The sequence below is a fragment of the Marinomonas colpomeniae genome (genome assembly GCF_014803385.1).
In the GTDB taxonomy this organism is placed as follows: Bacteria; Pseudomonadota; Gammaproteobacteria; order Pseudomonadales; family Marinomonadaceae; genus Marinomonas; species Marinomonas colpomeniae.
On the sequence record NZ_JACYFC010000010.1, the window covers coordinates 15,800 to 40,312 of the forward strand.

Sequence of the window (24,513 nt, forward strand, 5' to 3'; positions counted from 1 at the left end):
AGAGCCACAAAAAGTAACAAAAAAATGGCGCTTCTCCATAAAATATAACTACTTAGCTATATCTATTATATTTTTTATATATCAAATTCATCTAGCTAAGGCTTTATTAAGCCAACGAGTAAGTACTGGCAACACATAAGTCGGAATTTGTAACGCACCAGCAAGAGGTAGAAAAGCCGGACCCAACAACGCACCAGCGATACTATAGGTTAATAAGACATTTCGGTTACCTGAGGTAATTGCAGCCGTTAATGCGATGGCTTTGCCTTTTTTTCTATACACAATAAAAGATAGAACAAAAAATAAAGAACACAAACCGGTAGCAATTAGGAAATAATCCAATGCCATCATAGGGTCTTGATCAAAAAGGACCCTGAAACTCCCCACTAGCCCAAAAGGAAAGGCGAAAACCAACAAGATCGTATAAGGTGAAATTTTTACTAAAAATCGATTCAATGACTCTTCAGGAAAAAATCGATGCACTAGAAATGAGAAAAACATAGGGCCAAATATAAAAATCATAAGACGAAGTAAATAACTCACCCAATCTAGATCTAACTGTTCAGTTTGGTAAAAAAACAAGGCTATGCAAATTGCGATAGGCAGACATAAAGTTGTTGAAATTGTCATCGCCATAGCTTGCACACTATCAAACCCTAGCGCACGTACAATAGCTGGCGTTGCAAATAAAGAACCAGTACCGGCCACCGCTACAGCAGCCAATAAAAGATCATCATTAAACGACAGCCATCGTCCAAGAATACTAACAACTCCCATCAAAACGATCGAATGCAGCAAGGTATAACCCCAAATAGCTCGGCTGCTTAGTCTTTTAATAAGTTCGTTTTGCTTCATACCTAATAAGGTCAATGTCATTAAACTAAAAAGCACAATCGATAAAAAGGGAAATAGCGCGAGAGAAAATGCGGGAAGTAAAAAACCTAATATGGCAAAAAGAAACATAAACAAAAGAGAGTGACGAACAACAAACAACATAGAGCTAACACCTTAAAGAGGCAGCCCAAAATAGAAAAAGACGATTATCTAATTACTTTTTTAAGCCATTGTACATTTTATTATTTTCAGGTAATTCAGCCGCTTCAAGTGGCCAATCCGCACATACTCGATCAAATGCAGCACGAAGTGCCTTTACCTCATCAGTGGAAGGTAGAGACTTCTTTCTATCTTCACCTAGTTGATGGGTTTTAGGGAATGGTATCAGATTATTCTTCATAAGTTTTCTCTATCACATCATTGTCTAGATATTTATCGACACTCCATGGATAATCTTTAGAGAACGCAATAATCATGCAGATGGAATATTTATGAAATTTTTAATCTCTCCAGCAAAAACATTAGATCTAACATCTAAGCCAAATAACAATAATTTCAGCCTGCCTGAAATGCTTAATGACTCCCAAGAACTCATTGACACAATTAAGCCTTATACGCCTGCTGACATTTCAACATTAATGAAGCTAAGTGACAACCTAGCCACTTTAAACGTGTCACGCTACCAAGAATGGCAAAAAGAGCACACATTATCAAATAGTCGCCCTGCTGTTTATACTTTTATGGGTGACGTCTATACAGGTTTAGACGCTTATTCACTAAGCGACGAAGACATGAACTACGCACAAAATTCGCTTCGAATCCTTAGTGGATTATATGGCCTTTTAAAACCTTTAGACCTAATGCAAGCCTACCGCTTAGAAATGGGCACAAGACTAAGGAATCAACGAGGCAGTAACTTGTATCAATTTTGGGGGGACATTATTGTCAACAAGATTAACGACTCACTTCAAGAAGATGAGCTACTCGTTAATCTAGCGTCTAACGAATACTTTAAAGCGGTTAATAAGAAAAAAATTAAATCGATGCTAATCACACCAAATTTTCTTGATGAGAAGAATGGTCAATTCAAAGTCATTAGTTTTTATGCAAAAAAAGCTCGTGGTTTAATGACCCGGTACTTGATTGAAAATCGATGCGAGACACTGGAAGAGTTAAAAGCATTCAACTTAGCAGGCTATCGTTACGACCATCAGCAATCAACGGAAGTCGCTCCTGTCTTTATTCGCCCGGAGCACGCTCAACCGAAGAAATAGAAATTATTAACTAAAAATATAGATGTAATTAAAAGCAATCTGCCTGCATTTTCAGGAATATAAAAAACCAGGTTGGTATTTTATATTCCTGATAATTGCTTATAGGCATTACATAACTCTAGATATATGCCAACGTCCAATCGTGACTCTGTCGTTATTGCCCAAATCCTGAAAACTCTCAACACAATCAAAACCAGCGAGGCTTAACCTATTTCTTACAGCTTCAGCTTGGTCATAACCATGTTCGAATATTAAATAAGCATTTTGCTTCATAAAACGAGAAGCCACTTTGATTATGTGCTCTATATCCGCTAAACCATGATTTTCCGCAACCAAAGCGCTTTTAGGTTCAAACATCACATCACCTTGAGAAAGATGCTCGTCATCGGGATCAATGTAAGGTGGATTCGAAACGATCAAATCAAACAACTCAACGTCGTCGCCAAACACATCAAACCAACTACTTTGCATAAAACTCGCGTTAGTTATCTCGTTTTTTTGAGCGTTTTTTTTAGCCAAGGCAACGGCACCATCAATCAAATCTACACCAATGACATTTGATTCAGGTAGCTCATAGGCAAGTGCGAGAGCAATTGCGCCAGTTCCTGTCCCAAGATCAAGAATGTGATTCGTTTGACTCTCATCAATAAGTGTCAACGCCACTTCCACCAGCCGCTCGGTGTCAGATCTCGGTATTAAAGTGCACGTTGCCACCTCTAGATCCAGTGACCAAAAATCTTGATGCCCAAGCAAATAAGCAACCGGCTCCCCTTGCTCTCGACGCTCCAATAACGCATCAAACACATCAATCCACTTTGCCTCGACTTGCTTTTCAGGCCAGATGTAAAAATAAGACGTGGAAACAGACAATACATGCGCCAACAAAAGCTGCGCATCTAATGATGCGGTATCGGAGACAAAAGTAAGGCGCTCGGAAGCGCCTTTTAATAATTCATCAATTCGCATATGCGATGACTACCTTATTCTACGAAAATTTCATTAATGCTTAATTTTCACCACTAAGTGCCGCAAGCTGCTCAGCTTGGAATTCATTAACCAATGGATTGATCAGCACATTGATATCACCAGTGATAATTTCATCTAATTTATACAGAGTTAAATTAATACGATGGTCTGTCACTCGACCTTGAGGATAGTTGTACGTTCGAATACGTTCAGAACGATCACCACTGCCCACCAAAGATTTACGCGTCTCTGATTGTTCGCTTGCTGCTTTTTCTTGTTCAGCAGCCAGTAGGCGAGACGCTAACAAAGACATGGCCTTCGCACGGTTCTTATGTTGCGAACGCTCTTCCTGACACTCAACCACAACACCTGTTGGAATGTGCGTAAGACGAATAGCTGAATCTGTTTTATTTACATGCTGACCACCCGCGCCTGACGCTCGAAATGTATCAATGCGCAAATCGCCTTTATTAATTATAATGTCGTCTACTTCATCCATTTCTGGCATGACCGCAACAGTACAAGCCGATGTATGAATACGACCTTGAGACTCTGTCGCAGGCACTCGTTGTACACGATGAACGCCAGATTCAAACTTCAACTTGGAATAAGCGCCTTCCCCAACAATACGTGCAATGACTTCTTTATAGCCACCGTGGTCGCCTTCATTTGAGCTGACAATCTCAACTTTCCAACGTTGAGTTTCCGCATAACGTGAGTACATACGAAATAAGTCACCAGCAAAGATTGAAGCTTCATCTCCACCAGTACCTGCTCGAACCTCTACAAACACGTTTCGTGAGTCGTTAGGGTCTTTCGGTAAAAGAAGTTTTTGCAATACTAATTGCAGCGCTTCTTTTTGTTGCTGACCCGCCTTATATTCTTCAACACCCATGTCTTTTATGTCAGGGTCCGAGTCTGTCATCATAAGCTCTGCTTCGGCGATGTTTTCATCGATTTGCTGAAACTCATTAAAACACTTCACCACAGGCTCAAGCTCAGCGTATTCTTTTGAATAAGAACGAAATAGATCTTGATCCATTATGACTTCCGCTACGCCTAATAGCGCTGCTAACTCATCATAACGATCAGATAAACTTTCTAATTTTAACTTAATGGATTCTTTCATTTTTTAGTTATCTTTTTCTTCGTGAATGCCCAATACATTTGAGGCAATAGTTAATGCGTCTTGATCTGCATCTGCACCAGCAGAACGTAAATAGAGCGTTGGTGCATGAATGAGCTTATTCATTAAGCCATAAGCAAGTTTGTTTACAATTTGTTCTGGTGACTGACCTAGTTCAAGTCCTTTAAGCGCCTTTTCCAATTCTGTGTTTTTCATTGCCTCGGCAGATTGTCTATAAGTCACAATAAGGTTCGATACTTTCCTAGATTCAACGATTCGTCGATAAGAGTCCACGCCTTCATCGATTATTTGCTCTGCAGCTTTCGCTGCATCTTGCCTTGCTCTCACATTTTCTTCAATCACTGAATGAAGATCATCTACTGTGTAAAGATAAGCATCTTTTACTTCTTCAACTTCTGGCTCGATATCACGAGGGACGGCAATATCAATCAATAACATAGGAGAGTGACGACGTTGAGACGTCGCTCGTTCAACCATTCCTTTACCTATAATCGGTAATTGACTTGCTGTTGATGAAATAACAATGTCGGCTTGAGATAGAAAGTCACCAATTTCGCCAAGCATTATTGCCTCAGCATTTAACTCGTTAGCCAAGGCCTCAGCTCGTGCCAAAGTTCTATTGGCAACGATGATTCGCTTAATACCATTTTCTTTGAGGTGTTTCGCCACCAGCTCAATAGTTTGTCCAGCACCAATCAATAATGCGGTACTATCTCTTATATCCGCAAAGATACGTTGTGCCAAACTTACGGCAGCAAACGCAATAGAGACTGGGTTTTCACCTATGGCAGTATCCGTTCGGACTCGCTTTGCCACAGAGAACGTCCTCTGAAACAAAGATTGCAGCTCAGAACCAAGGCACTCGCCTTCTTGAGAAACCGCATAAGCTGATTTTACTTGCCCTAAAATTTGAGGCTCTCCTAAAATAAGAGAATCCAATCCAGAAGCAACACGCATAATATGACGGACACTGTCATCGTCACAATGTGTATAACAATATTGTTGAAGGTCAGCTAGGTCGACACCATGGTACTGACTAAGCCAAGCAACCACATCATTCGCCTTGTTTATGTCTTCTACCGCACAATAAATCTCGGTTCTATTGCAGGTCGAGACAATAACGGCTTCATTGGCTTTTTTGCTAGATACCAAAGAAGACAAAGCATCTATCATTTTTTCAGGTGCAAAAGCCACGCGCTCACGTATCGCAACTGGCGCAGTTTTATGATTTACACCTACAGTAATTAGTGGCATTCAGGGCTCTTCTGAAAAATCGAGATTTTAAGGCATGACAAGAGGAAGCACAGCTTCAACATGACTCTTTACATAAAGAAGACACATTATACGAGAAATTCACTTTTTTTCGCACCCCATCTGACCAATAAAAGTAATAGGATTAGTTTATAGTTGTGGCTGACATAATGAGCCGCTAACGATAACATAAGGGTTATATGAATTTAGCATTGAGAAAACACATGTCATCTTGCCTAGGTGCGAAACAAAAAACACGATTTAAAAACCTTTATGCTAAAAATGTTTTGATGTTTTTTACTGCCATAAGCTTTTCCTTGATCAGTGGTTGCAATCAAATAACAAGCCAAACTGATAGCTCTCAACCCAGCCAAGAAAACAATCAACCTCAAATAACACCTGCATATAAAATTAAAAATCTGCTCAATGCGGAATTTACTTTACAAAGAGAAGGCCCCAGCGAAGCCTTTGAACTTTTTTATGAATTAGCAAGCCAATCAGAAGATATAGTAATAATAGAAAGACTCGCAAGTATTGCAGTGGCCTCACAAGATGATAACTATATAGAAAGAAGTACCAATCTCTGGTTGGCAAATGAACCAAGGTCAGAACAAGCCTATGCGTTAAAATTACAGGTTCTTGTTAAAAATAAACGTACTGAAGAAACAGCTACGCTACTAGCCAATGCCATTCGTCATAAAATCCCATTTCGTTTTTTACCCCTTTACCTTGAAAACCATGTTCGCGATAACGAAAAAGTTCAAACACTAAATGACGCCATTGCAACACTGCCGCCCAAATATCAAGAGAATCAATACATACAACTAAGCTATGCACATACTTTATTTTTAATAGGACAATATGAGCCGGCGATCACTCTTTCTAAAAAACGACTTGCTAGATCTGACACAGAAAAAAGTGAAGTGTTATATCTTATTTTATCCTACAGTCAAAAAAACCTTGGTAAACTAGACGAAGCGATAGAAACATTGTTAACGGCGAATCAAGAATTCCCATTAAATACTCGTATTCTCTCTCCATTAATCGATTTTCTAGTTGAAAACGAACGGCCTCAGCAAGCAACAACGGTTTATCAACAAGCAGTACTTGAATCATCTGAACAACTACAAGTTGGTATCAATTTCATCCGTACGCTTTTAGAGTACAAGCACCCTCAAAAAGCACTTGATATAGCCAACAGTTTGCCTGAAGAACAATTAGGTCTATCACATCAAATACAGTTTTTAACAGCCATAGCCGCCGCCGAGCTAGGTAATAAAAAACAAGCAATAGAAATAATGAGTCAGGTAAGTGGTAACTTACGCTCTAACGCAACACAGCAAATGGCCTTATGGCTCTATGATGAGGAACAAGAAAACTTAATTAACAATATAGTGTTAAACCGCACTTTACGAGAGAATCTCCCAGAACAAATAGCCTTTATCAGCCAGCTCCATGAAGAAAAAGGCCACCTTGAATTAGCCTATGATTTACTTAACCATTCATTGAATACACTTCCTGAATCAAATATTTTACGATATAGAAAAGCGCTATTAGCAGAAAGACTTGGAAACTGGCCAACAACAGAAATAGAGCTAAAGACATTGCTCCAAAAAGATCCAGGCAACCCTCAATATTTAAATGCGCTGGGCTATACACTACTAACAAGAACCGAGCGTCTTGATGAAGCTATGAACTATATTGAATTAGCTTATGAACAAGAAGCTAATGACCCTGCTGTTATCGACAGCTTAGGCTGGGGACACTTTCTTAAAGGGGAGTTGGAACAGTCTTCTTATTACCTTAAAAAAGCATGGGATATTCTCCCTGATGCTGAAATTGCGGCGCATTATGGAGAATCTTTATGGAGACAACGTCATTACAAACAAGCTATTGAAATTTGGGGGGCAGCGTTAGAGACAGCGCCCAAAAACCCACTTTTACTCAACACTATTAAGCGACTATCACCTTCTTTGCTTGAAAAAAATACACAGGAAAAAACGTCATGAACAACTATCGCGTACATTTCATTATTATCTTGGCGGTGTTTCTTAGCGCCTGTGGCACAACACCCACTGGACCTATTACGCCACCACCATCCAGTGCTGATGCCATTACAAAATGGGAAACATCTGGCAGGGTAGGAATAAGGACTCCTGATGACGCCGTTTCAGGCAATTTCAATTGGCAGAAATCATCTACTGAATTCGCTCTAAAAATTGTCGGACCTTTTGGCCAAGGTGCAACAAAACTTAATCAATCAGAGAGCGGTACAATAACACTTGCCTATGAAGACAAGGTAATAACAGGTCGAGACTCAGCTCAACTATTACAACAAGAATTAGGATGGGAGTTTCCTGTCAATCAAGTAACTTATTGGATACGTGGCTTAGCATCACCAATCTCAGCAGCTCAAATTTCAACTGATCCAGACACAAAATTGCCAAATGAAATTGAACAAGATGGATGGCTTATAAGTTATTCAAGCTTCATCAAGGTAGACGGTTTATCTTTACCTAAAAAAATGCAAGTTTCAAAACCTCCATTCAAAGTGAATTTGATTATCAATAAATGGACAATTCAGTAGCTCAAGATGCAATTACCTTCTCCAGCAAAATTAAATTTATTTTTACACATAACAGGCCGTCGACAAGACGGCTACCACGAACTTCAAACAATCTTCCAGTTTGTTGACTTGTGCGATACGTTAACATTTTCATTAACTAGCAATAATCGTATCGAGATCGCACCAGAAATAAAATCATTGCCACAGCAAGAAAATCTCGTTTACAAAGCAGCTGAAATACTGATTCCATTTAAGCGAATTGAATCCTACGGAATAGATATTATTCTAGAAAAACAATTACCTATGGGTGGAGGTATTGGAGGAGGAAGCTCTAATGCAGCAACAACATTATTAGCTCTCAACACGCTATGGGAATGTAATCTACCTTTAGAGAAACTCGCTGAATTAGGTGTGACCTTGGGTGCAGATGTGCCTGTTTTTGTAATGGGTTTTTCTGCCTTTGCAGAAGGAGTTGGTGAAAGGCTACAAAAAGTCGAACTAGAAACACCCTGTTACTTACTTCTCAAACCTAATTGCCATGTCTCAACTGGTCAAATTTTTACCGATAAATATTTGACAAGAGACACCCCTCCCATCAGAATATCGCACGCCTTGAAGCTGGGTGGGCATAATGATTGTTTAGACATCGTTAGAAAGTACAATCCTGAGGTAGATGAAGCGTATTTATGGTTAAAGAATCATGGGGATGCAAAGCTTACAGGAACTGGTGCTTGTCTATTTTTAGCATGTGATAATTTGCATCATGCCGAAAGAATTAAACAGTCTATGCCGAAAAAATGGCAAAGCTGGATTTGCCATGGTTGCAACACATCACCTACTCACTATGCATTAAACCAGTGGATTGAGCAAAACAAGGATGAGAAAGCAAAATAATTGCAACTCTCCTAAACCAGTCTATGTTCATCGCTACAATATACAAAAGGTATACACAGTGTCTAAGTTGATGGTTTTTACCGGTAATGCTAACCCTGAACTCGCTCGTAGAGTGGTACGTCGTTTAGGCCTACCTATTGGTAACGCAACAGTAGGAAAGTTTAGTGATGGGGAAATTGCGGTTGAAATAAATGAAAATGTTCGAGGTAAAGACGTTTTCATCATTCAATCAACTTGTGCACCAAGCAATGACAATTTGATGGAACTTATTGTAATGGCAGATGCATTACGCCGAGCCTCTGCAGCAAGAGTTACAGCCGTTATTCCATACTTCGGTTATGCTCGCCAAGATCGTCGAGTACGCTCTGCACGTGTTCCTATTACAGCAAAAATCGTTGCAGATATGATATCCGCTGTTGGAATTAATCGTGTATTAACGGTTGATCTTCACGCAGACCAAATTCAAGGTTTCTTCGACATTCCTGTCGATAACGTTTATGCAACACCGTTATTACTGGATGATTTGAAACGCCAAGGTCATGAGAACATTACCGTTGTGTCACCAGATGTTGGTGGCGTAGTTCGTGCTCGGGCCTTTGCAAAAATGCTTAATGATGCTGACTTAGCAATCATTGACAAACGTCGTCCTCGTGCTAACGAAGCACAAATCATGCATTTGATTGGTGATGTGGCAGGCAAGACATGTGTCCTTGTTGATGACATGTGTGATACAGGCGGTACATTGTGCGCCGCAGCCAAAGCCTTAAAAGAACATGGTGCGTCAAAAGTAATGGCTTACTGCACTCACCCTGTTTTGTCGGGTAAGGCCATAGAAAACATTAAAAATTCCGTGCTTGATGAGCTGGTTGTCACTGACACCATCCCATTAACACAAGAGGCGCTTAATTGCCCTCAAATACGCCAGTTGTCGATGTCTGACATTATGGCGGAGGCTGTTCGTCGCGTATGCAATGAAGAGTCTATCAGTGCCATGTTTGGGGCCTAAGCCAAACACTAACGCTCGGAACGGGTCGCAGTTCTGGGCACAAATTTTGATCATCTATTAGGAAAATATCATGACATTATCTATTAATGCCGTAGCACGTACTCAAGAAGGTAAAGGTGCGAGCCGCCGCCTTCGTAACGAAGGCCTAGTGCCAGCTGTTATTTATGGCGGTGACGTTGCTCCTCAGTCTATCTCTTTTAAAGACAATGAGCTTCTTAAAGCAGTTTCTACTCCTGGCTTCTTAACTGGCCTAGTTGAAGTATCTGTTGAAGGTAAAGCTCAAAAGCTTCTTGTTAAAGCACTACAACGTCACCCAGCAACAGGCGATGTAATGCACATGGATCTTCAGCGCATTCAAGAAGACAAACCGATCACAACTCGTATTCCTTTAAGCTTCATCAATGCAGCTCAAAGTGAAGGTGTTAGCAAGCAAGGTGGTCGTTTGACTGTTGAAACAAAACTTGCTGAAGTTCGTTGTTTGCCAGCGATCCTACCAGAAGCTCTAATTGTTGATGTAATTGACGGTCAGATTGATCAAATCTTCCATTTGTCAGACGTTACACTACCTGAAGGTGTTGAGTTGATTTCTTTGCTTAAAGGCGAAGATCACAACCAACCTATCGGTCGTATCGGAAAAGCAAAACGTTAAGATAATTCATTGAAGGCAGCATTGTGGCAAGTTTCAAATTATTAGTAGGCTTGGGTAACCCAGGTAGCGAATACGAGAACACTCGTCACAACGCCGGCGCTCAGTGGATCGAAGCATTGGCTCAACAGAGCCAATGCTCTCTTCGTTCTGAAAAAAAGTTCTTTGGCCAATTCGGTAAAGTTCATATAGCTGGTGAAGAATGTTACTTACTCATTCCCACAACCTATATGAATTTAAGTGGTAAAGCGGTTCAAGCCGTTTGCCAGTTTTATAAAATCCCTCCAGAAGACATCCTTGTCATTCATGACGAACTAGACATTCCTCCAGGCACCGCTAAATTAAAAAAAGGTGGTGGTCACGGCGGTCATAACGGATTAAAAGATATTATCGCTAGATTAGCGAACAATAGAGAGTTTGGTCGCCTAAGAATAGGTATTGGCCATCCAGGACATGCTAGTCAAGTTGCTAATTATGTTTTAAAAAAAGCATCTCCTGATGACTACTCTAAAATAGAACAAACAATCGACGAATCATTACGCTATGTAGAAGACATTGTCAGCGGTAACTTAAACGCTGTAATGAATAAACTACACAGCTTCAAAGCATAATCACTTAATTATATTTAGGATATTTCATTATGGGTTTTAATTGCGGCATCGTTGGCTTACCTAACGTTGGTAAATCCACTCTATTTAATGCACTAACCAAAGCAGGCATCGGCGCAGAAAACTTTCCATTTTGCACCATTGAGCCGAACGCTGGTGTTGTTGCTATGCCAGACCCTCGCCTAGATGCGCTTGCTGAAATTGTAAAACCAGAACGAGTTTTAGCAACGACAATGGAATTTGTTGATATTGCAGGCCTTGTGGAAGGAGCATCAAAAGGCGAAGGTCTTGGCAACAAATTCTTAGCAAACATTCGTGAAACAGATGCAATTGCTCATGTTGTTCGATGCTTTGAAGATGAAAATGTTATTCACGTCTCAAACCATGTAAACCCCAAAGCAGACATTGAAGTTATCAATCTTGAATTGATTTTTGCTGATATCGAATCTATTGATAAGCAGATTTTCCGCACAGGTAAAAATGCGAAGAGTGGCAACAAAGATGCCATCGCTCATAAAGCATTTTTAGAAAGCATTAAAGAACACCTAGAAAATGGCCTTCCTGTTCGCTCTATGTCGTTTTCAGATGAGCAAGCCAAAGAAATTCAAACAATGCACTTATTAACAACAAAACCCACTATGTATATCGCCAACGTAGCTGAAGATGGTTTTGAAAATAACCCATACCTAGAGCAAGTACGAGAAATTGCAAAGGCAGAAGGTGCAATACTCGTTCCTATTTGCAATCAATTAGAAGCAGAAATTTCCGAATTGGACTCAGAAGAAATGCAAGAGTTTCTTGATGAAATGGGAATGAAAGAACCAGGCCTTGATAGAGTCATCCGTGCAGGCTATGAACTTCTAGGCCTTCAGACCTACTTCACAGCGGGCGTAAAAGAAGTTCGTGCTTGGACCGTCAAACAGGGCGCAACAGGACCCCAAGCCGCTGGTGTGATCCACACAGACTTCGAGAAGGGCTTTATTCGTGCTGAAGTTATTGGTTACGATGATTTCATTCAATTCAAAGGTGAAAGTGGCGCTAAAGAAGCAGGAAAATGGCGATTAGAAGGAAAAGATTACATATTGAAAGATGGGGATGTGATGCATTTCCGTTTTAATGTTTAATCAATTGCAAACATTTTAACAAAAACACTTGACCCATTAACGGGTTATATGAATAATATCGCGCCACAGAGGCAGTAGATCATTTCATGTAAGCTGTTTCTGTGTCAGTCTGTTGGGGTATAGCCAAGCGGTAAGGCAACAGGTTTTGATCCTGTCATGCGTAGGTTCGAATCCTTCTACCCCAGCCAACAGACGAAGGCTATGTAGCTCAGTTGGTTAGAGCACATCACTCATAATGATGGGGTCACTAGTTCGAATCTAGTCATAGCCACCAAAACTCGATAATTGGGGTATAGCCAAGCGGTAAGGCAACAGGTTTTGATCCTGTCATGCGTAGGTTCGAATCCTTCTACCCCAGCCATCGATAGATTTATTATTACTTAATATACAGTTTAGGCTATGTAGCTCAGTTGGTTAGAGCACATCACTCATAATGATGGGGTCACTAGTTCGAATCTAGTCATAGCCACCATATATAGCTGCAGTATTTTTTGGGGTATAGCCAAGCGGTAAGGCAACAGGTTTTGATCCTGTCATGCGTAGGTTCGAATCCTTCTACCCCAGCCATTTTCTTACAATATTTATTTCATATTAAAACCTTATTTCACTGGCTTTTTTTCATACAAAATCTATAATAGATAAAATAACGTCTACTATGGAATGAAAATCATGAAACCCGCTGTATTAATTGCCTCTCTATTTACTGTTCTTACTGCAAGTACAGCACAGGCTGATTTTATTGGTGCAAATGCAGAATATGGAATATTCCTCCCTGAAACTTCATTTTCAAAATCAGGCGCTGATTACAATTACGATGATGAGACAGGATCGTATTTTAGTATAGATGTACAACATCCCATTCCTCTTATACCAAACCTTCGCTTTGACTCTGTGAGCTACGACACTAAAGGTAAAGATAATACTGGCGTTTCTTCAACACTGGATGTTAGTGCTCAAGATATTACTGGCTATTACGGTATCGGTTTATTATGGGTTGGTATTGAAGGCGGCCTAACTGTTCGTAGTTTAGATATTGATTATACTAGTGGTGGTACAGAATTTAGCGAAAGTAGCTCTGCTATTCCGTTGGTTTATTTAGGTGCACATGTAGCAATTCCCGGCACTAGTATTACCTTAGCGGCTGAATCTAAAAGACTTTCTTTAGACAGTGACATATCTGTTTCTGACGACATTATAAAAATTGGATTCCAACCATTACCTATAGTTGGAGTTGAAGCAGGCTATCGATCAATCACTCATGAAATTAAAAGCGTTGTACTTGATAGCTCAGGTTACTTCGTTGGTGTAACAATCGATATCTAAAGAAGTAAATAATTTAGATGAAGCCTTAGACTTTGAAATCTAAGGCTTTTTTTTCGCCTAATACTTCGCACCTCTCCTTAAAACGAACACACCAAAAGCAAAACATTAAAAAAGCCAGCATGAAATCCATACTGGCTTAATAAAATCGTCAACGTATTTTAGAACGAGACACTTTAGATCTAGACATAATAATTAGCTTTTCGAAAACATAATCTCACCATCTTTTACATCCGCAGCTATAGCATCACCTGTCGCAAAATCACCAGCAAGTAATCTATTAGCTAATGGGTTTTCAATCCATTTCTGTATTGCTCGTTTCAATGGGCGTGCTCCATATACCGGGTCATAACCTACATCTACCAATTGATCAGATGCCGCATCGGTTAACATTAAAGACATTCCCATTTCTTCTAATCTTTCATTCAAGTGCGCTAACTGAATAGTCGCAATTCCTTTAATTTGGGCTTTCATTAACGGATGAAAAACCACGGTTTCATCAATACGATTAATAAACTCCGGACGAAAATGCATACCAACCACCTCCATCACTTTTGATTTAATCTCTTCATATTGATCATCAGACTTATATTCCTGAATTAAATCAGAACCCAAATTCGACGTCATCACAATGACTGTATTTCTAAAATCCACAGTACGACCCTGTCCATCAGTGAGTCGGCCATCATCCAATACCTGCAGCAATATATTAAAAACATCAGGATGTGCTTTCTCCACTTCATCCAGCAACAACACAGAGTAAGGGCGACGCCTAACCGCTTCAGTTAAATAGCCACCCTCTTCGTAGCCGACATATCCTGGAGGTGCGCCAATCAAACGAGCAACAGAATGCTTCTCCATAAACTCAGACATGTCGATACGAACCATTGCCTGCTCCGTATCGAATAAAAACTTCGCTAAAGACTTACATAACTCGGTTTTACCGACACCTGTAGGCCCTAGAAATAAGAAAGAACCATTTGGTCGATTCGGATCAGCTAAACCTGATCGAGAGCGCCTTACCGCATTAGAGACAGCTGCAATTGCTTCATCTTGCCCCATAACGGATTCATGAAGCTCCTCTTCCATACGCAACAATTTATCTCGTTCTCCCCCCAGCATTTTATCAACGGGTATACCAGTCCATCGAGAAACAACCGTGGCAATCTCTTCTTCTGTAACGCGTCTTTTCAACAACCGAGTTTCTGTATTCTCTTCTTCTTGACCTGCCTTTTCAATTTCAGCCTCAAGCATAGGTATTACGCCATATTGAAGCTCTGACATTTTTGCCAAATTACCGTTACGGCGAGCCTCTTCCATTTCATGACGAACAGATTCTAGCTCTTCTTTAAGTTTTTGAGCACCATGAACGGCCGCTTTTTCAGCATTCCAAATCTCTTCTAAATCAGAAAATTGTTTTTGTAAATTTTCAATTTCCTCATCAAGATCTGCTAAACGTAGCTTAGATGCTTTATCTTTTTCTTTTTTCAAGGCCTCTCGTTCAATTTTCAATTGAATCAAGCGACGCTCTAATCGATCCATATCTTCAGGCTTAGAATCCATTTCCATACGAATACGACTTCCAGCCTCATCAATTAAATCAATCGCCTTATCTGGCAACTGACGATCAGTAATATAGCGCTGAGATAGCTTCGCTGCGGCAATAATTGCAGAATCAGTAATATCTACACCATGATGAATCTCATAGCGCTCTTTTAAACCTCGTAAAATAGCAATCGTATCCAAAACCGTCGGCTCTTCTACCAATACTTTTTGGAAACGTCGCTCCAATGCCGCATCTTTCTCAATATATTGACGATATTCATCTAGCGTAGTTGCGCCAACACAATGCAACTCACCACGAGCCAATGCCGGTTTTAGCATGTTCCCTGCATCCATTGAACCTTCTGACTTCCCAGCACCTACCATAGTGTGAATTTCGTCAATAAATAGAATGATCTGACCCTCTTGTTTTGAGAGCTCATTCAATAAGGCTTTTAAGCGCTCTTCAAACTCTCCTCGATATTTTGCGCCGGCAATTAATGCCGCCATATCCAAAGACAAGACACGTTTATTTTTAAGCCCTTCTGGCACTTCACCATTTATAATTCTTTGAGCCAAACCTTCCACGATTGCAGTTTTACCCACACCTGGCTCACCAATTAAAACAGGATTATTTTTACGACGACGCTGAAGAACCTGAATAGCACGACGAATCTCATCATCTCGGCCTATGACAGGGTCAAGCTTACCTTCTGCCGCTCTTGCAGTTAGATCTACTGTGTATTTATCCAGAGCTTGGCGGTTCTCTTCTGCATCAGGGTCGTTCACCGAATCACCACCTCGAATACTATCAATCACAGCGGCAATATCGGCTTTAGTCACACCACTGGCTTTTAAAGCCTTTGCTAAGTCATCTTTACCATCAAACATAGCCATCAAAACCAATTCAGATGAAATAAACTGATCTTTTCGTTTTTGCGCTTCTTTATCTGCCAAGTTCATTAGTCGCCCAAGTTCAGGAGACATTTGAACATTTCCATCATGGTTAGAAACAGTTGGGAGGCGCGTTAGTAACTCATTTAAACTTTCACGAAATTTGACCGCAGGAATACCCGCCTGCTGTAAGATAGGTCTAGTACTACCACCTTGCTGGTCTAACAAAGCAATCATCAAATGAATCGGCTCTATATAAGAGTGATCTTGTCCAAGTGCAACGGATTGGGCATCAGAAAGAGCTAACTGTAATTTACTGGTAAGGCGATCTATACGCATAATGAACATCCTTGGTAGAAATAAAAATAGTTTTTTCAATTACCAACTTAATAGTTCTCAAAAATAACTTTTCAAGGCAGAGGTGTCATTTATTTGACACTAGTCAATGAAATCAGTCATTAATCCATATAACTGAAGCCATTCGTCCTGTTTTTCCATCTCGTCGATAGGAATAAAAAGTATCATCTTCAGAAAATGTACAATGATCTCCACCATATATTTGAGTCACACCTACAACAGCCAATCTCTGCTTAGCCAGCAAATAAAGATCTCCAAGCCATTTACCGTCAACTTCCGTTCTCCTAAAAGCCATTTTAGCCTCTGGCAGTTGGGTCATAAACGCGTCCCTTACCTCTTCGCCAACTTCAAAGGCAGCAGGCCCTATAGCTGGCCCCAACCAGACCATGACCTTGTCTTTCTCATCAAAATGTTTCAACGTTGACTCTAAGACACCAGCACAAAGCCCTCGCCACCCTGCATGGGCTACGGCGACTTGTGTCCCAGACTCATTGCAAAAGAAAACAGGTAAACAGTCTGCCGTTAATACAGCGCATATTTGGTTCGTGACACTAGAAAAAACCGCATCTGCACTTTCAGGCAAATCATCACAAGGCAAATTAACGACATCTATACCGTGCACTTGATTTAACCAAGTCACTGAGTTCGGCATTCCAGTATAAATAGAAAATAAATGACGGTTTTGCCTAACAGCATCAATATCATCCAGTACATGCGCACCTAAATTTAAGCTATCAAAGGGCTGGAGACTTACACCACCGATACGGGTAGAGACATAAGCACAAATAGAAACAGGGGCTGGCCAGTTAGGCTTTATAAAAGACGCGTCATGAGAAGACATATGTATTCCCTAAAAAAGCGAAAAAGAAGTGATAAAAAAGGCAGCCAAGAAGACTGCCCCGCATTTATTAAAGGTATTCAGATTCCTTACGTTCAGACTCAGACGTATCAGCTTTAAGCGCTTCTATTAGCTTTTGCATGTCTTCAGGTAAGTCTACCTCCCACGCCATCCACTCTCCTGTAACTGGATGTGCTAATTCTAGCCTTTTAGCATGCAGCGCTTGGCGACGAAACGTACGTAGAGCTTCTCTCAATTCAGGTGTACAGGCTTTTGGCATTTTCAGACGGCCACCGTACTGCGGATCCCCAATTAGTGGATACTGAATAAAAGCCATATGAACACGAATCTGATGCGTTCGTCCCGTTTCCAGTTTTAAACGAATATGGGTATGATTTGTAAAACGCTCAACCAACCGATAATGAGTAACAGCATGCTTACCATGAATAGGCTCGACCGCTTGTTTTTGACGGTTGTGCGGATGACGCCCAATAGGCTCATCCACAATACCTCCTCCCGTCATCACGCCAATAGAAATAGCTTCATATTCACGCCCCATACTGCGCTCTTGTAACTGAGAAACTAAATCGGTCTGTGCTGCTAAGGTTTTAGCCACAACCATCAAGCCAGTTGTTTCTTTATCAAGACGATGCACAATACCAGCACGAGGAATATGTGCCGTTTCCGGCGCATGATAAAGAATCGCATTCATCAAGGTACCATCACGGTTACCTACCGCTGGGTGAACAACCAAGCCTGTAGGCTTATTCACAACCATGATGTCATTGTCTTCATAGACAATATCAAGAGCCATTTCTTGTGCTTCATGCGTTTCTTGTGCTTCAACCACAACATCTAAAGAAACCATCTCTCCACCAAATAATTTTTCCTTTGGCTTAGTGACTTTTCCATCAACGATTAAAGCCCCTTCTTTAATCCAACTTTGGATTCGAGAACGAGAATAATCACTAAATAACTCTGTCGCGATCTGATCAAATCGATTGCCACCCAAATCGAAAGGAACTTGGGCTTCTTTTACTATGCGCTCTGCCATACAATGTACTTAAGTCTGTTGTTTTCAGCTCATTAATTTTATCATTGAGCCTGGATGTAAAAAACGTGTAGCGCCTTGCACTTCATCATCTTTCGCAATATAACGCTACAAAATGCCGATTTAGGCTAATCTACTACCATATCAAGGTTTTGATTATACATGGGATTTCATCACTCGTTGCTCCGATTCTCCGGAATAGTAAGTTTTTCTTTATTGATTGTGGCTTGCGCCAGTAAACCAGAACAAGAACCAGACCTTCCTGAGCGCGTTTATTACGACAAAGCTCAGCAAGCACTGGAAGAAAATCTACCTTCAACCGCCATTAAACATTTAAAAGATTTAGACTCTCGCTATCCATTTGGTGAGTTAAGTATACGTGCTGAGCTAGATTTAATTTATGCTCAAATAGAAGCTGGTGAAACTATTGCCGCTCATGCGACAGCTGAGCGATTCATTAAAAACCACCCAAAGCATGAATCAATAGATTACGCTTATTACATGCGAGCGTTATCAACTTATAAAGGAGCCGAAAGCTTACTATCTCGATACGTGGGATTAGATCCAAGTGAAAGAGATTCAAAAGAGCTTTCTAAGGCATTCAATGAGCTAAGTGAATTTACGTCTCGCTACCCGAACAGCACTTACGCACCAGATGCAAAAGCACGCATGTATTTTTTGCGCGAAATGGTTTCGCGCCATGAATTACAAGTCGCTCATTATTACCTAAAAAGAAAAGCGCCACTCTCTGCCTTACGTAGAAGCCAAGAGGTAATTCAACACTACCCAAGCACTAGATCAGTAGAAGAAGCATTAGCTATTAGCGTGCAATCATATAATGATTTAAAACAACTAGATTTAGCACAAACCAACCTAACAGTATTGAAGGAAAGCTTTCCGAACACATCTTATATAGATGACGAGGGGCGCTTCATTCCACTATCTTTACCAAACGATGCTGACCCAAGCTTTTTTTATTGGATCACATTCGGCCTTTTTGACTAAAGGAATTATAAGTTGACCTTATGCTAGCGGCTTACCTTTTAGTAAGTCACTAGCACTTATAATCACTCTAGTCTCTCACGTGGAAATACGATATTTTGACTTCCTTCCTCCCAAGCAGAAAATTTTTCCATTACTCCCTTTGTAAATAATTCAGAAGTAACAAAACCATCCAACCAAAGCTTTAATTTATGGTAGCCAGACTCCTCAAACCATTTACTATCAACAGCAGCAAACTGACGGATGAAAGGAAACAATGCAACGTCAACTAAAGTCATTTCATTCCCAAGCAAATATGAGAACCGATTCAACCGAGCCTCCAGCCTTCTGAGGAACACTTCTCCTTTTTGACGATAGTAACCCTCGAAATATTCAGGATAACGATCTGAGTACTTATAACGGTCTAACCAATATTTAAACCTATTATCGTTAAAGGCTATCCATGCTTTTATTTTATGTCGTGTTACAGGTGATTCAGGCCATAGTTGATCACGAAAAACCATATCTGTCGTTTGGGATAATGACCAAAAGATAATATCTAAACTTTCTGGGTATCTATCACCATTTATATTAACAAGCTGAGGGACACTTGAACGCCCACCTAACATTAGCAGCGCTTCGGGCTTAGACTTCAATACAACTTCTCTTAGCAATACAGGTACGCCTAAAAGAACAAGCATATACCTAGCTCTCATTGCGTAGGGACACCGTCTAAATGAATACAAAATGGGTAACAAAAAAAACTCCTTTTTAGAATCAACTATTTTTTAAGATTGAGCAGATAAATTAAGTATAATAGAAACTTATTAAAGGAAATATGTAACATGAAAGTTTGGCTATTAACTCATTCTGAAGAACTGAAAAAAACTACTGGAACCGGGCGGTTAGTAAAAAGCGAGTTAGGTTATGAGTGTGAGATAATAGAATGGTCGAGAGTACTTCCTAACAAAGCAGTCACAAGCTTATCACCAAAAAACACCTTACTTATTTATCCTTGTGATACAGAAGAGCAATCATTTAGTGTCAATGAGATTCCAGCAAAAAATATCATTATTATTGATGGAACATGGCAACAAGCTCGAAAAATATATAACAAATCACCTTATTTAAAAAAATTCCAACATAGAGAAATAAAGGATATAAAATCCACTTACAGCAAACGTCGAAATCAAAAAAGTACGGGGCTTTGCACAGCTGAAGTGGTGATTCACATTTTAACAGAATATAAACATCCAGCAGCGCCCAGCTTAATGAACGCATTCCTAGAATTTAATCAATAACACAGAATTTAATTTCACCTAAATACTCAACACAAATAAGCATTTCATCCGCAATCACTAGAGCCTCTAATTTTTTAGGCGTACCTATCATAATTAGGTGAACAGCGCGTAACTCAGTACTTAAGACAAGCTAAAAATAACCTCCTCTATTGACCAAGTCAGATTACTAATTTACTTCACCTCTAAATTAACTTTCAAATAATTTTCTACGTCAAAAGTTAAAAATGCCCTGTTTTTATCCATAAGAAACAATCCGATGTCACACTACAACGATCTAGTAAAAACAAGGGCTCTCGCAGCCAACCTCTTTTAGGGATGATTTTATCCCCGTAGCTCATTTGACCAGAGATAACAAACAACTCGACTGAACTAGCCAGGTCTAATTGACTTAAGATATCTTGATTATCATGAATACGAACAAGCCAAACTTTCTCTGCATCAAACTGGTAAAGAGTCATTACTTGTGACTCAATAGAAGACCAAATATTAGAGGCATCAATATAAACTTTATTTAAATCTGAAGTTTTAAATTGGTGTAATTTTACCAATAAAAGACAGCCATCAATACTATGTGGCGCATGACTGCTGCCAGGAGGATTTCTAAAATAACTTCCAGCCTGAAAGTCACCTTGCTCATCAGAGAAAACTCCGTCTAATACTAAAATTTCTTCCCCCAACGGATGCGGATGTGTACGGAATACAGAGCCGGCATCATAGCGCACTAAGCTAGTGGCATGACCACGTTCTTTCTCTTCTCTTGCTAAAGGCTTCCTATAAACACCAGACATAGGACTGTCTATCCAGTCAATCTGATTAGTATTTACAAACACTGTTTGACTAAAGTCCATGTTAAGCATAATAAACAGATAATTTTATATTAAAAATATCAGTTTAACGGTTAGATCAAATAATAATCAAGATATTCTTATTTGGTACTTTTTCAAAATAAAAAAAAGCACCAAGTGTTTCCACTTGATGCCGAAATGCTCCAACAATCTATCTACAAGAAAAGAAATATGGAACTTTGAATGATCACATTTAACATAAGGCTCCTAGAACGCTAAAGAGCCTTAGAGTAAATAAAATCTATTACAAGATCTTAAAAACCGTAGTAAACGCCAATAGCTGTTTGAGTGTCTTCATCAACTGTGAATTGACCAACTTCGCCGTATACATAAACATTTGAAGCCAAATTATAGCTTACGCCTGCAGCGTACTCTTCATAGTCATCACCAACTTCAGGCGAAATAGATTGAGCGGAAGCATAAAGATCGCCATAACCGTAGCCGTAACGAGCAGATAGGCCATATATATCTTTAACATCATCTTCGGCTTCAATTGCTGCGGTCACTACAAATGACTCGTTTACTTGATAAGCAACAGATAAACCAACTGTTTCAGAGTCTTCATTAACGTTATCAAGTGAATCATAACCCAATGCTACAGTAACAGCGTCTGCATTGTATTTTAAGACTGCAGCAAGAGCATTACCGCTGTCTTCAGCTTCAGCACTGCCTTTAACTTGTGCTGCAACCTGAACTTCAAACCCACCAAAAGAAGGTGAGAAGTAAGCGATCGTATCGCCTTCACTAGAAGTACTTGTTTGATCAAATCCAAAAACTTCAAACTGGTCAACTGAATCCTGAATAGCATTGTCGTAAATAGGATCAAACGTACCTACTTGCACTTTACCAAAGCTACCTTTTAATCCAACAAATGCTTGGTCGAGATTTACATCAATATCTTTAGTATTTTCATCAGCATCAGCTTCAAGTTCATACTTGAAAAAAGCAGTTAGATCTTCATCTACCTTTGCTTCACCTTTAAAACCGAATGTAGAGCCGTTATCTGCAAACTCACTTCCAGCATCACCGCTTGTAAATGCATATTGAATATTACCATAGACATCTACAGTAGAGCCTTCAGAAGCATAGGCAGATAATGAAGCAAATGCAGCACTGGAAACCGCAAGAGCAATAATTGATTTTTTCATTTTGTTTCCCTTTTATAAATGTAATGTCATTTTTATTATCACATGCTCGATGCGTGTAAATAATGTAACTATAATTTAAACATTTATCAAAAATTGACAATAGAGTGGCGATTACTTGCATATTATTATCGATATAGGTTCTTTATTTTTGAAAGAAATAAAGAAAAAAGGAAGATAAGAACTCATTTCATAAATACAAATTGAAAATCAATATATAAATCAGTTAGATAAAAAAACGAATAATATAATTGTGCAAGGTCTTAATAGAGGACGTATACAAGTCTATTTACAATGTAGGCACAAGTAAGTGGGAGAGGTGAGGAAATAACAAAAATAAGCATAAAAAAGGAGGGTATATGTATAAAAATGAGCTCTTTCGAGCTCATTACACAATCAAAATAACGCTACCACATCAAATCATCAGGAATCTGAAAATCTGCATAAGGGTCATCTTCATCATTCGTTTCCTCAGTGCGGTTATTACAAACCAGAATGGAGCTATCATCTCGCTCACTGATTTTTAATGCTACAGGCTCTGCTATAAGCTCATAAGTTTCATCTAGCTTAACGATAGCAAGTCGTCCACGACTCAAATCATCATGCATTGTTTGACTAATATAAATCTGTTTCACTTTTTTATCATCAGTAAAATGATACGCAATATCGCCTTCATCTTTACGAATACGATTCTGCTCAATCATTTGGCGGATTTGGCCTTTTACCGCTTTTTTCTGAGCTTTTATTTGTTGCTCAAGATTAAGAGCGCGATCTTTTTCTATCTTCATTTCTCTTTGGCGCTTCAGCTCTTCTGATTGAGAACTACTATCCAATGGTGCAGCCTTGCCATTCTTTACTTTTTGCTTATGTTGCAAAGTCTCGGCTTTCAACTTGTTTGCTTTTTTCTTATTAATAAGTCCAGCACCTAGTAGCTGCTCTTGTAATGACTTAGCGGCCATAGCTTCCTCCTAACTAGTTGGTTTATATATATAAGGCCATGCAGTGTGCATGATGAGAGCTTTTAATAGCATACTACTTTTGTACAAAAACAAAAAAAGCGACTTAAAAGCCGCTTTTTAGCATTCGCACTGCTGAGAGTATCCTCAGCAACGTTACCTTATAAAGGTGTAACGTTTTGAGCTTCAGGGCCTTTTTTGCCTTGAGCTACTTGGAATTCAACTTTTTGGCCTTCAGCCAAAGTTTTGAAACCAGAAGTGTTGATTGCAGAGAAGTGAACAAAAACATCAGGACCTGAATCCTGAGTAATGAAACCGAAACCTTTAGTTTCGTTGAAAAATTTTACTGTACCAGTTACTACGTCAGACATGTCTGTTTATCCTGTAGGTTAAGTTAATTTATACGTAGATGTTAATCATCTAACGTTATAGTGCTAAAAAAACTCGGTATTACTTATGACTTAACAGGACGAACATACTGACGTACAATTCGCAACTCTGGACATAAATATTGCCAACTCTTTTAAACGAAACTGATTGTAGTCTGCTTTAAGCCATCAGGTCAATCAAGTTTTAAACATTTTTTTACTAAGGTGAGAAAATAATAATACCTCTTATCCATAACAGAATAAGCCTCATTATAATAATTGGTTAGGAATCAGTTAATAAATCATTAAGTTATTAACATTAAACTATATAAATTTAAAAGGACTAGTGCATAACTAAATATAAAACCCTCTCTATAAAAATCTCACTAAGAATTATAGATAATTTTGTAATTCATTAATTTTTAAGCTAATTCCTCGCATTATTTTCCACACTTATGAACAACTGCCATCAATATATTGCATCTCACAAATAAGGCCTAGATTCAAAACAATGGACAGCTTCAGAATCTCACCCAGAACGAAAAAACCCCGTCCTGCATAGCAGAACGGGGCTTCTCTTAATTCAAGCTTGACGACGA

The 24,513-nt window shown here is 39.4% G+C and carries 24 protein-coding genes and 5 tRNA genes; 16 read left to right on the forward strand and 13 right to left on the reverse strand.

Features of this window, described 5'->3' with window-relative positions; translation table 11 throughout:
• Positions 1 to 87 precede the first annotated feature (87 nt).
• Positions 88 to 996, reverse strand: coding sequence for a hypothetical protein (locus IF202_RS17050; protein WP_191596122.1), 909 nt, complete (start codon positions 994 to 996; stop codon positions 88 to 90).
• Between the two features lie 52 nt (positions 997 to 1,048).
• Positions 1,049 to 1,234, reverse strand: a complete 186-nt coding sequence (locus IF202_RS17055) for a hypothetical protein (protein WP_191596123.1) — start codon at positions 1,232 to 1,234, stop codon at positions 1,049 to 1,051.
• A gap of 91 nt (positions 1,235 to 1,325) precedes the next feature.
• On the opposite strand from IF202_RS17055, the gene yaaA reads away from it, so the two are divergent.
• Positions 1,326 to 2,108, forward strand: a complete 783-nt coding sequence (gene yaaA / locus IF202_RS17060; protein WP_191596124.1) for a peroxide stress protein YaaA — start codon at positions 1,326 to 1,328, stop codon at positions 2,106 to 2,108.
• 108 nt (positions 2,109 to 2,216) lie between these two features.
• Here the strand turns inward: yaaA and prmC are convergent, their stop codons facing one another.
• Genes prmC through hemA form a run of 3 tightly spaced genes read right to left on the reverse strand, consistent with a single transcriptional unit; the run spans position 2,217 to position 5,475 of the window.
• Positions 2,217 to 3,074: a peptide chain release factor N(5)-glutamine methyltransferase gene (prmC, locus tag IF202_RS17065; RefSeq protein WP_191596125.1), complete on the reverse strand. Its 858-nt coding sequence runs from the start codon at positions 3,072 to 3,074 to the stop codon at positions 2,217 to 2,219.
• 40 nt (positions 3,075 to 3,114) lie between these two features.
• Positions 3,115 to 4,203, reverse strand: a complete 1,089-nt coding sequence (gene prfA / locus IF202_RS17070; RefSeq protein WP_191596126.1) for a peptide chain release factor 1 — start codon at positions 4,201 to 4,203, stop codon at positions 3,115 to 3,117.
• A 3-nt stretch (positions 4,204 to 4,206) separates the two neighbouring features.
• Entirely contained in the window at positions 4,207 to 5,475 is a 1,269-nt protein-coding gene (gene hemA / locus IF202_RS17075; RefSeq protein WP_191596127.1) for a glutamyl-tRNA reductase, read from the reverse strand.
• Between the two features lie 221 nt (positions 5,476 to 5,696).
• On the opposite strand from hemA, the gene IF202_RS17080 reads away from it, so the two are divergent.
• The 13 genes from IF202_RS17080 to IF202_RS17140 all read left to right on the forward strand — a co-directional run bounded on the left by IF202_RS17080 (position 5,697) and on the right by IF202_RS17140 (position 13,639).
• Positions 5,697 to 7,481, forward strand: coding sequence for a tetratricopeptide repeat protein (locus IF202_RS17080; RefSeq protein ID WP_235963597.1), 1,785 nt, complete (start codon positions 5,697 to 5,699; stop codon positions 7,479 to 7,481).
• Positions 7,478 to 8,059 carry a lipoprotein insertase outer membrane protein LolB gene (gene lolB, locus IF202_RS17085; RefSeq protein WP_191596129.1) on the forward strand — a complete coding sequence of 194 codons (582 nt, stop codon included), beginning with the start codon at positions 7,478 to 7,480 and terminating at the stop codon, positions 8,057 to 8,059. The genes IF202_RS17080 and lolB overlap by 4 nt, the downstream gene beginning before the upstream one ends.
• 6 nt (positions 8,060 to 8,065) lie before the next feature.
• Positions 8,066 to 8,932, forward strand: a complete 867-nt coding sequence (ispE, locus tag IF202_RS17090; protein WP_191596130.1) for a 4-(cytidine 5'-diphospho)-2-C-methyl-D-erythritol kinase — start codon at positions 8,066 to 8,068, stop codon at positions 8,930 to 8,932.
• Positions 8,933 to 8,990: 58 nt separating this feature from the next.
• Positions 8,991 to 9,938: a ribose-phosphate diphosphokinase gene (locus tag IF202_RS17095; protein WP_191596131.1), complete on the forward strand. Its 948-nt coding sequence runs from the start codon at positions 8,991 to 8,993 to the stop codon at positions 9,936 to 9,938.
• Between the two features lie 70 nt (positions 9,939 to 10,008).
• Positions 10,009 to 10,587 carry a 50S ribosomal protein L25/general stress protein Ctc gene (locus tag IF202_RS17100; protein WP_191596132.1) on the forward strand — a complete coding sequence of 193 codons (579 nt, stop codon included), beginning with the start codon at positions 10,009 to 10,011 and terminating at the stop codon, positions 10,585 to 10,587.
• A 23-nt stretch (positions 10,588 to 10,610) separates the two neighbouring features.
• Positions 10,611 to 11,195: an aminoacyl-tRNA hydrolase gene (gene pth, locus IF202_RS17105; protein ID WP_191596133.1), complete on the forward strand. Its 585-nt coding sequence runs from the start codon at positions 10,611 to 10,613 to the stop codon at positions 11,193 to 11,195.
• Positions 11,196 to 11,224: 29 nt separating this feature from the next.
• Positions 11,225 to 12,316, forward strand: a complete 1,092-nt coding sequence (gene ychF / locus IF202_RS17110; RefSeq protein WP_191596134.1) for a redox-regulated ATPase YchF — start codon at positions 11,225 to 11,227, stop codon at positions 12,314 to 12,316.
• 113 nt (positions 12,317 to 12,429) lie between these two features.
• A tRNA-Gln gene (locus IF202_RS17115) sits at positions 12,430 to 12,504 on the forward strand.
• A gap of 9 nt (positions 12,505 to 12,513) precedes the next feature.
• Positions 12,514 to 12,590, forward strand: a tRNA-Met gene (locus IF202_RS17120).
• 12 nt (positions 12,591 to 12,602) lie between these two features.
• Positions 12,603 to 12,677, forward strand: a tRNA-Gln gene (locus IF202_RS17125).
• Between the two features lie 34 nt (positions 12,678 to 12,711).
• Positions 12,712 to 12,788 (forward strand) — tRNA-Met (locus tag IF202_RS17130).
• A 20-nt stretch (positions 12,789 to 12,808) separates the two neighbouring features.
• Positions 12,809 to 12,883: transfer RNA gene (locus IF202_RS17135), tRNA-Gln, on the forward strand.
• A 102-nt stretch (positions 12,884 to 12,985) separates the two neighbouring features.
• A complete protein-coding gene (locus tag IF202_RS17140) occupies positions 12,986 to 13,639 on the forward strand; it encodes a TIGR04219 family outer membrane beta-barrel protein (RefSeq protein WP_191596135.1) in 654 nt (217 codons plus the stop codon).
• A gap of 192 nt (positions 13,640 to 13,831) precedes the next feature.
• Here IF202_RS17140 and clpB read toward each other — a convergent pair whose 3' ends face one another.
• From clpB to rluD, 3 genes are all read right to left on the reverse strand, one after another.
• On the reverse strand, positions 13,832 to 16,411 hold the full coding sequence (gene clpB / locus IF202_RS17145) for an ATP-dependent chaperone ClpB (protein ID WP_191596136.1): 2,580 nt from the start codon (positions 16,409 to 16,411) through the stop codon (positions 13,832 to 13,834).
• A 112-nt stretch (positions 16,412 to 16,523) separates the two neighbouring features.
• Complete coding sequence (gene pgeF, locus IF202_RS17150) at positions 16,524 to 17,270, reverse strand: peptidoglycan editing factor PgeF (RefSeq protein WP_191596137.1); 747 nt, start codon at positions 17,268 to 17,270, stop codon at positions 16,524 to 16,526.
• A gap of 67 nt (positions 17,271 to 17,337) precedes the next feature.
• Positions 17,338 to 18,321: a 23S rRNA pseudouridine(1911/1915/1917) synthase RluD gene (rluD, locus tag IF202_RS17155; RefSeq protein WP_191596138.1), complete on the reverse strand. Its 984-nt coding sequence runs from the start codon at positions 18,319 to 18,321 to the stop codon at positions 17,338 to 17,340.
• A gap of 159 nt (positions 18,322 to 18,480) precedes the next feature.
• Between rluD and IF202_RS17160 the strand changes: the two genes are divergently transcribed.
• Positions 18,481 to 19,323, forward strand: a complete 843-nt coding sequence (locus IF202_RS17160) for an outer membrane protein assembly factor BamD (protein WP_191596139.1) — start codon at positions 18,481 to 18,483, stop codon at positions 19,321 to 19,323.
• Positions 19,324 to 19,385: 62 nt separating this feature from the next.
• Here IF202_RS17160 and IF202_RS17165 read toward each other — a convergent pair whose 3' ends face one another.
• Positions 19,386 to 20,057 (reverse strand): glutathione S-transferase, encoded by a 672-nt coding sequence (locus IF202_RS17165; RefSeq protein WP_191596140.1) that lies wholly within the window; start codon positions 20,055 to 20,057, stop codon positions 19,386 to 19,388.
• Positions 20,058 to 20,144: 87 nt separating this feature from the next.
• Between IF202_RS17165 and IF202_RS17170 the strand changes: the two genes are divergently transcribed.
• Positions 20,145 to 20,600, forward strand: a complete 456-nt coding sequence (locus tag IF202_RS17170) for a tRNA-uridine aminocarboxypropyltransferase (RefSeq protein ID WP_191596141.1) — start codon at positions 20,145 to 20,147, stop codon at positions 20,598 to 20,600.
• 218 nt (positions 20,601 to 20,818) lie between these two features.
• Here the strand turns inward: IF202_RS17170 and IF202_RS17175 are convergent, their stop codons facing one another.
• From IF202_RS17175 to IF202_RS17190, 4 genes are all read right to left on the reverse strand, one after another.
• Positions 20,819 to 21,448: a cupin domain-containing protein gene (locus IF202_RS17175; protein WP_235963601.1), complete on the reverse strand. Its 630-nt coding sequence runs from the start codon at positions 21,446 to 21,448 to the stop codon at positions 20,819 to 20,821.
• Between the two features lie 251 nt (positions 21,449 to 21,699).
• A complete protein-coding gene (locus tag IF202_RS17180; protein ID WP_191596143.1) occupies positions 21,700 to 22,593 on the reverse strand; it encodes a porin in 894 nt (297 codons plus the stop codon).
• A 404-nt stretch (positions 22,594 to 22,997) separates the two neighbouring features.
• On the reverse strand, positions 22,998 to 23,549 hold the full coding sequence (locus IF202_RS17185) for a DUF2058 domain-containing protein (RefSeq protein WP_191596144.1): 552 nt from the start codon (positions 23,547 to 23,549) through the stop codon (positions 22,998 to 23,000).
• Between the two features lie 158 nt (positions 23,550 to 23,707).
• The gene (locus tag IF202_RS17190) at positions 23,708 to 23,917 is read right to left on the reverse strand and encodes a cold-shock protein (RefSeq protein ID WP_024024079.1); all 210 of its coding nucleotides are present in this window, start codon (positions 23,915 to 23,917) and stop codon (positions 23,708 to 23,710) included.
• Between the last annotated feature and the right edge of the window lie 596 nt (positions 23,918 to 24,513).